The following is a 1675-nucleotide window of genomic DNA, read 5'->3' on the forward strand; positions in this document are numbered from 1 at the left end:
GGGTGCCGTTGGCGGCGGGCAGCGTCGTGGGCGGGTTGTAGAACGCCGGGATGGTGACGCCTCGGGAGACGGCCTCGTCCGCTGCCATGGCGGCGGTGTCCGTGAGGGCCTGGGCGCCGAGGCAGGCGGCAGCGGTGACTGCTGCGGCCATGAGCCGTCTGCGTGCGGGCATGGCGAACCTCCTGTGGAAGCGGCTGGCAGAGAGGTGCACAGGTGAGACCGGCACGGGACGCGGCCGTCCCACGGGCCGGTCCATGCCGCACTGAAGTGGTTCGCCAGGACCTTACCTACGAGTAAGTTACTCGTGGTAGCACTGCGGAGGTTACGGTTCGGTAATTTGACAGGATGTCTAATTACGTGCCGCGGCGGCTACACGGCGTAGCGGTGGACGGGCTCATGGTGTGCTCACCGACGCGTCGAGCCGCTGTCACTCCCGGCAGAAGGGGCGCTTGCCCATCGCCGACTCGATGCCGCCGAGGATCAGCCTCTGGAACTCGGCGGCACCGGCGTAGGAACCGTCGGTGGAGAACGCCCGCGCGTCATGGCCGAGGGTGGTGAGCCAGGCGCGGCCGCCGTCGTAGTACTGGCGCCAGGCGACCGGATGGTCCTTGCCGTGCCCGGGGTGGTGGTGGTTGCCGGCGACGCCCTCGGTGAGGGTGCTCTCGTCGACCTCGGCCAGGACACGGACCTTCGAGGGGGCCGGGATCAGGTTGTACCACTCGTCGGTGAAGGTCCAGGCCGACGGCAGCGAGGCGGTCGAGGCGTCCTTGCGGCCCACCATGCGTACGGTGTCCCCGGTTGCACCGGACCGTGGTCGTAGAAGTTCGCCCCGCCCAACAGGCCCTCGTACCAAGGCCAGTTGTACTCCGTGCCGAAGGCGTTGTGAATGCCGACGAAACCCCCGCCGCCCCGGACGTACTGGCGCAGCGAGGTCTGCGCGGCGTCGTCGAGCGTGTCGCGGCTCGTGGAGAAGAAGACGACCGCGTTGTATCGGAACAGGGTTGCCGGGGAGGCCAGTTGGGTGACGTCCTCGGTGCAGTCGCCCCGGAAGCCGTTCCCCGCGCCCATCTCGAGGATCGCGTTCCGGACGACGTTCGCGGTGGTGAGCGGCGGGTTGAGTCCGGTGGACAGGGCCGGTCCGAGGTTGGCGTGGCGGGGGCCAGCGGTACGCGTGTAGAGCAGGACCCTGTAGTAGCCCTGCGTGGCGTCGAAGTTGCCCCAGTCGTGGTAGCAGCGGGGGTTCGTGCCCTGGCACACGCCGTAGTCGGGGTCGCCCAGTTCCTGTGCGCCCTGGCTCACCCGGGGTTTTCCCCCCGCTGTCCGTCTCCGCGCTCCACGACGGCCTGTGGGTGGCCGACCTCGTCCACCGCCCGCTGGAGACGGCCTTGCTGCGCGCCGGACGCAGCCGGGGATGCCGCGTCCTGCACGGCGGCGGGATGCTCGTGCACCAAGCGGCGGACGCCTTCCGGGAGTTCACGGGCCCGGAGCCCCGAACCTCCTCCATGCCGGCCGACTTCGCGGACCTCACTGCGGCGCCGGGGGCACACCTGACAGGGTCGCAGCCCAGGTCTCCGATGTATGTAGTGTGCGGAAATGACAAGAAGCGAGCGGCTCGCGGACCAGCTGGACCGGCACTGGCACAAGAACCTGCGGCCGCGGCTGCACGGTCTTGCCG

The 1675-nt window shown here is 69.7% G+C and carries 2 protein-coding genes and 1 pseudogene; all 3 read right to left on the minus strand.

All coding sequences use genetic code 11. The annotated features are described in order from the left end of the window. Positions 1–172 (minus strand): annotated as a pseudogene (locus TN53_RS46170) (triacylglycerol lipase); the annotation flags it as partial. A gap of 255 nt (positions 173–427) precedes the next feature. After that, positions 428–781 (minus strand): ThuA domain-containing protein, encoded by a 354-nt coding sequence (locus TN53_RS48025; protein WP_052745408.1) that lies wholly within the window; start codon positions 779–781, stop codon positions 428–430. Then, positions 706–1299 carry a ThuA domain-containing protein gene (locus TN53_RS48030; RefSeq protein ID WP_052745409.1) on the minus strand — a complete coding sequence of 198 codons (594 nt, stop codon included), beginning with the start codon at positions 1297–1299 and terminating at the stop codon, positions 706–708. Before TN53_RS48030 ends, TN53_RS48025 begins: the two co-directional genes overlap by 76 nt. Between the last annotated feature and the right edge of the window lie 376 nt (positions 1300–1675).

The organism is Streptomyces sp. WM6386 (genome assembly GCF_000972385.1).
Lineage (GTDB): Bacteria > Actinomycetota > Actinomycetes > Streptomycetales > Streptomycetaceae > Streptomyces.